We start from the raw sequence: 5,799 nt of genomic DNA on the forward strand, positions 1-5,799 counted from the left end.
GATACAAACCCGGTTTGCCACCCCCTTGTATTGGTTCGAATGGGGTTCGGTGGTCATTTTTACGCTCGAATACCTGGCCCGCATCTGGGCCCACGGTGCGCGCTACAAAGTTTCGGCTGGTGGGGCCTGGCGCGGGCGCAAAGCCTACATCACCAGCTTTTATGGCCTGATTGATCTGGGCGCCATTGCCCCCTTTTACCTGCAAATGTTGTTACCCGGGCTCGACCTGCGGGTGCTGCGCATCGTGCGCTTGGTGCGGGTGTTCAAGCTGTCGCACTACAGCAGCGCCATCGAAGATCTGGTCCACGCCATACAGGGCGAAAAACGCTCATTCGTCGCAACGCTCTACCTGCTGCTCATCGTCTTGCTGCTGTTTGGCTCGCTCATGTATTTTGCCGAGCACCGCGCACAGCCCGACAAATTCGGCACCATCCCCGAGAGCCTTTACTGGGCCGCCATCACCCTGACCACCGTCGGCTACGGCGACGTGTCGCCCGTGACCTGGGCGGGCCAGATCATTGCGGTCATGACGGCCTTCATGGGTGTGTGCACCGTGGCCTTGCTGACCGGCATTGTGGCCAATGCGTTTGCCAACCAGTTGGCGCGTCGCCGCGCCATCTTTGAAGCCGAATTGCGCCAAGCCCTCAAAGACGGCGAACTGCACGAAGACGAAATCGCACGCTTGGAACAAATGAAAAAGGCATTCAACTTGAGCGACAACCAGGCGCAGAACATCATGGCCACGGTCAAGATGGAGAACAAAGCCGCCGTGGCCGAAGCACAAAACAAAACAGCCCCCTGAAGGGGCTGTCGGTCACCGGGCATGGGCTATCAATTGGCGTAACGCATCGCCGGTTGGGTCTGCCCCAGCAAGCTGGGCAAGGACTTCCATGCTTCGGCAATGTCCTTGATCAAACTTTGCACTTCTTCCAGGACGGTCAAATCGTTGTACGCGTTCACATGGAACAAGCGACGCGTGACATAGGCATACAACTCGTTCAAGTTCTGGGCCAGCTCACCGCCGCGCTCAAAATCGAGGGCCCCTTGCAAACCCACCACAATGCGGCCGGCGCGAGACAAGGCTTTGGACTTTTCTTCGATCGCATTGTTCTGAATATGGCCTTGTGCCGAGGCCAGGCTTTCAGTCAAGCCATCAAACAGCATCTGGATCAGTTGGACATTGTCTGCGGTGGCCACGCCTGTGACCACTTGAACCGAACCGTAGCTTTGAGCCGCTCTTGAATATGCACGCATGGTAGAAAACCCTTTATCAACTGCTTGTGTAAAGAGTATCGGAAGGCCTTGGGAAAACTTGAGGCCCCCATGCGCGAAATTCAGGAGCTTGCTGCGGGCGGCAAGGTGGGTGTCTGAACGGCCGCATCGGCGGCCCCCGCTGTAGGCATCAGCGTCATCGACAAAGGCTGGACCAAATTGATCAAAGCTTTGCCGTAAAGGGTTTGTCCAGCCTCATCGAGAGCGCTGCGAACAGCGTCCAATTGCTCGGGCGGCAATTGCGCACTGTCTAAGCCGCACTTGTAAAGGGTGTTCACCTGGGCCGAAGGCAGCCAGGACTCGATCGGCCCACGCAAGGTTGTGATGAGTTTGGTGTTTTTGGGTTCACCCGACAGACCGCGCTGGCCATCCTTCACGCCCTCCTGAAAGACAGCTTCGATGTGCTTTTGCAAAACCAACTCGTAGCGTTCGCGCACTTCCACCAACACACCTGGATCGAGGCCTTCGGGCACACGGCCCGTCATGGCATCCCACAGTTTTTTGGAAGTCAAACCAGCAAATGGCCCCAACGCAGGCGGCTCTTTTTGGTCGTTCAGCGTCTGGGCAAACTGCCGGGTTTCTTTTTCGATCGAATTGACACGGTCAATCAAGTAAATGATGAACACCAGAACAACCAACAAGCCAATGGCAATGAATGCCAACACAAAAGGTTCCATAGGGCTCACGTTGGTTCAAGTTGCTGAAAGTCCTCAAGCAGCCCCTGAGGCGCTCTGATTGTCTGGCGATTGCGCCAATTCGTCCCGCAAAAATTGTAAAACCTGAAAAGGCTCGTCCAATCGCAATTCGTACAAACAAATTTGATTGGCCAAACCCTGCATGGTTTCTATGGCTTGGAGCGCTGGAATTTCGGCACTTTGGTAGCGCGCCCCTAAAAAGTGGGCTTCATGCGCGTACTCTTCAGGCAGATAAGCATAGACCTCGTTTTCGCCCGTCTTGATTTTCTGAAAAACAGACGGTTCAGGCAACGGCGGTTTCTCTTTGCCGTTGGCAATGGCCAAAGCTGCCAACTCTTGCCAAGAGGCCATCTGCTCGGCCCCCGTCACAAACGATTTATCCAAATGGGCGCGACAAAGCAAACCCATGCGGATACGCATGCTGCGGGCTTCACGCGAATCGGATTTACTGGCCGTGACTTTGTCGAAAAGCGACTGCGCGCTGTTCATTTCGTCGTCTGGACTTTTGGAGGAAAATATAGAAAACATGGTTGTGATGATTTTATCATTTTGTCATCCAACCCGCAAAGTCAGGCGCAATTTTTTGACCACGGTCGACAAAATTTGACTCACACGTGACTCACTCACCCCCAAAACCTCGCCAATCTCTTTCAGGTTCAGTTCTTCGACGTAGTACAAGTTCATGACCAGTTTTTCACGCTCGGGCAATTCGTCGATCGCATCCACCACGGCATCCATGAATTGCGCCTCCTCCACCATCACTTCGGGCTGCATGGAACGGTCTCCGGGCATGCTCATGACTTCGTCGTTGACCACCTCCATCGAGAACGTCTCAAAGCGCTTGGCTTGGCCTCGCTCGCGCTGAAACTCATCAATCTCTTTGCCCATGAACAAGGCCAGCTCGGACTGGGTTGGGGCACGCCCGAGTTCTGCGGCCAACACATGCACGGCTTCGTTTTCGCTTTTATTGAAGGCCACCGCTGACCTGGGCAAAAAGGACTGCCGGCGCACCTCGTCCAAAATGGCCCCGCGCACGCGGCTCAGGGCAAAGTGCTCAAACTCAAACCCCTTGGTGGGGTCAAAAGAGCGCGCCGCCTCGATCAGCCCGACCATCCCCACCTGAATCAGCTCATCGAGTTCCATAAAGGGCGGAACACGGGCTTTCAGGTGAATCGCCACACGTTTGACCATGGGCATGTGCGCAATGATCAAAGACTCGTGGCGGTTGTCCACCTGCTCATAAAGGGAAATGGTGCTGGCCACAGCGATCACCTCACCGACGAAGCACGGAGCATGCGCTCGGCGAAAAACTGCATCCGCCCCGATGCACCCTCTACAGGTGGCAAGTGGTCTATTGCATCGGCCAAGGCCCTGAAATCGCGCGCTGCTGCGCTTCCGGGCGCAAACTCCAGCACCGACTGGTACTTGCGCAAAGCTTGCAGCACAAGCTCATCGGCTTCAATGGACTGCAAAAACTTCAGAGAAATGCCGAGAAACCGGTTGCACACATCGTTCAGGCGGCGGTGCAATTGCCGGCCCTCGTGGGCATTGCCCACCATATTGGGAATCAGGTAAATTTCATCGAGTGATTGCTCTGTGGCCATGACCTTGATCAAACCATAGGCATCGGCAATAGATGACGGCTGGTCACACACCACCACAAAACGCCTCTGGCAAGCGGCCATGAACGACAAGACCGCAGGCGCGATACCGGCCGCCACATCGACGATCAAGTAATCCACGGGTTCGTGCAGTGCGTCAAAAGCCCGGATCATGCTGGCAATTTGCTGCTCGTCGAGCGCTGCGATGTCGCGCAACCCGGATGCACCGGGCACCAAACGAATGCCCTGCTTGGTGGTCACCAAGACCTCGTCCAGCGATTTTTCGCCCGACAGCACATGGCTGATGTTGAAAGGCGCATGCGCACCCAGAGCAATTTGGGCATTGGCCATGCCCAAATCGGCATCGAGCAACATCACCTTGTGGCCACGCAAAGCCAGCGCCACCGCCATGTTGATGGAGACTGTGGTTTTACCCGCTCCGCCCTTGCCACTGGCGACGCCGATCACTTGTGGAAAAGCCGACTTATCCATGGGCAACTTTCAAGACGCTGGAGGCGTTGGCGGCTCTTTTGCGTGCAGGCGAAACAGGCACGGAACCCATCAAGGTGGGAATCAAAATGTCTTCCTCATGGGCAGTGGAAATCAGGGCTACGGTGGGCGCTTTTTTGGCGCGCGTGCGGCGCACAGGCGCATCGGCCACCACAGGGGATGATGCCTCCACGGCAGGCATCTTGTCCAAATGAGGCGCCAAGGGTGCCAAAGCCAGTTTGACCAGCTGGTCGGCATCAAAAGACTGGGCCAGCTGCCCGATGCGGCTGTCGCCAGCCATGCAAGAGACGGCCAAAGACTGCTCGGACAAGCCCTTGATCAAGGCCCAAGGATAAGCGGCCTCATCGACCTTGCTCAGCATCAATGACGACCACGCCGCAGAGGAGTTTTGGAGAATTTTTTGCACGCTGGTCACTGTAGCATCAACCGGCAAGACAGCATGCCGCAAGACCTTTGGGTGGTGCTTGCAAAGCAGCTCAGCCTGCGCCGAAAAATCGGTCCCGCAGGTGTCGATCCAGACGGTCTTACCCTCCAGGTCCTCCAACAAAGCATGCAACATGTCCGAGTTGGCCGCACGGTAGCAGGCCACGCCCGACTGGGCTGCCAGCAATTGCATTTGTGCCCAGGCGCCTGGGCGTTGGTCGGCAAAACTCACCATGGCCTGGTGTTCAGCACCGTGCGCCAAGGCGGCCGCCAAAGCCAAGCGACCCACCATCGACGTTTTGCCTGCGCCCGATGGACCGCACAGAGCGTGCACGCCCGAATCGGGAATGGCCATGGCTGGGCGAAACAAGGCATTGACCAGCAAACTGTGCATGACAGGCAAGGCCTCTTGCACGCTGTCCAGGGACTGAATACTGTCCGTCAACAACGCGCGCAAACCGGCAGGTACACCCGCCTCGCTCATGGCCAAAGACAATTGCTGCACCGCGGGTGACAAACGCAAGCCATCTTGCCAAGGCATCATTTGGCGCGACAAGCTGAACTCCTTGCGCAAAGCCGCCATCTCCAGGCGCATCAACTCCACAATTTCTTGGCTGCGTTGGCTGTCGTGGCGCATCTGCGCCACATCGGCCTCACTGGCCGCAGACGCCACAACCGCTGCGGGGGCCAAGTCGGCCACCGGCAAAGCGGCACTGACCTCGACTGGAGCCGCCGCTTGGGGCTTCTCGACAGGCCGCTTATCCGAAGGCAAGGGCGCAAAGGCACTGGCACTCTGAAACAACTTAGAAAACGGCACAAAATCCGCGTCAGCTGCGGCCTTTGCGGCTAGCGCTGGCGTCACAGTCGCCGCATTGGCCACGGGCGAGGCGGCCACCTTGTCCAGATCCACCGCCACGATCAGCTCAGTCTGGTTGTCCAGGCGCTGGCTGGAAATGATGAGCACGTCAGCGCCATAAAGCTGGATGGCTTTTTCATTGGCGGAGCGGCTGTCTCGGGCGAGGATGCGTTTGAGTTCCATGATCTATCAGGCCTTGGTCACAGGGTGTTATTGCGTGGGTTAGCTTGTACGGTATTGATCACCTTGACGGGCTGATCATCCGGAATTTCGCTGTAAGAAAGAACGGTCAGGTCGCTGACCCGAAAGCGCACCGCCTTGGACATCCAAGGGCGAATCGCAGGCGACACCACCAGCACTGCCGCAAAGCCCTGCTCTTCGGTGCTGCGGGCGCTTTCGCGCAGAGCGGCAAACAGGCTTTCGGCCAAGCTCGGCTCCAGCA

8 protein-coding genes are annotated in these 5,799 nt (G+C 57.0%); 1 reads left to right on the forward strand and 7 read right to left on the reverse strand.

Translation table 11 applies throughout. From position 1 onward, the window contains the following. On the forward strand, positions 1-802 hold an 802-nt coding region (locus Q0341_RS12945; protein ID WP_299514037.1), incomplete at its 5' end, for an ion transporter. A gap of 29 nt (positions 803-831) precedes the next feature. On the opposite strand, the gene fliS is transcribed toward Q0341_RS12945, so the two are convergent. The 7 genes from fliS to Q0341_RS12980 all read right to left on the reverse strand — a co-directional run. Then, positions 832-1,254: a flagellar export chaperone FliS gene (gene fliS / locus Q0341_RS12950; protein ID WP_299514039.1), complete on the reverse strand. Its 423-nt coding sequence runs from the start codon at positions 1,252-1,254 to the stop codon at positions 832-834. 80 nt (positions 1,255-1,334) lie between these two features. Beyond that, positions 1,335-1,937: a hypothetical protein gene (locus Q0341_RS12955; RefSeq protein ID WP_299514041.1), complete on the reverse strand. Its 603-nt coding sequence runs from the start codon at positions 1,935-1,937 to the stop codon at positions 1,335-1,337. A 45-nt stretch (positions 1,938-1,982) separates the two neighbouring features. Next, positions 1,983-2,495 (reverse strand): hypothetical protein, encoded by a 513-nt coding sequence (locus Q0341_RS12960; protein WP_299514043.1) that lies wholly within the window; start codon positions 2,493-2,495, stop codon positions 1,983-1,985. A gap of 24 nt (positions 2,496-2,519) precedes the next feature. After that, positions 2,520-3,230 (reverse strand): RNA polymerase sigma factor FliA, encoded by a 711-nt coding sequence (gene fliA / locus Q0341_RS12965; RefSeq protein WP_299514046.1) that lies wholly within the window; start codon positions 3,228-3,230, stop codon positions 2,520-2,522. A 5-nt stretch (positions 3,231-3,235) separates the two neighbouring features. Then, positions 3,236-4,060 (reverse strand): MinD/ParA family protein, encoded by an 825-nt coding sequence (locus Q0341_RS12970; RefSeq protein WP_299514048.1) that lies wholly within the window; start codon positions 4,058-4,060, stop codon positions 3,236-3,238. After that, positions 4,053-5,540, reverse strand: a complete 1,488-nt coding sequence (locus tag Q0341_RS12975) for a hypothetical protein (protein ID WP_299514050.1) — start codon at positions 5,538-5,540, stop codon at positions 4,053-4,055. Before Q0341_RS12975 ends, Q0341_RS12970 begins: the two co-directional genes overlap by 8 nt. Positions 5,541-5,557: 17 nt before the next feature. Continuing rightward, on the reverse strand, positions 5,558-5,799 hold a 242-nt coding region (locus Q0341_RS12980), incomplete at its 5' end, for an FHIPEP family type III secretion protein (protein ID WP_299514053.1).

This window comes from uncultured Limnohabitans sp. (genome assembly GCF_937889215.1).
Taxonomy (GTDB): domain Bacteria; phylum Pseudomonadota; class Gammaproteobacteria; order Burkholderiales; family Burkholderiaceae_C; genus Limnohabitans_A.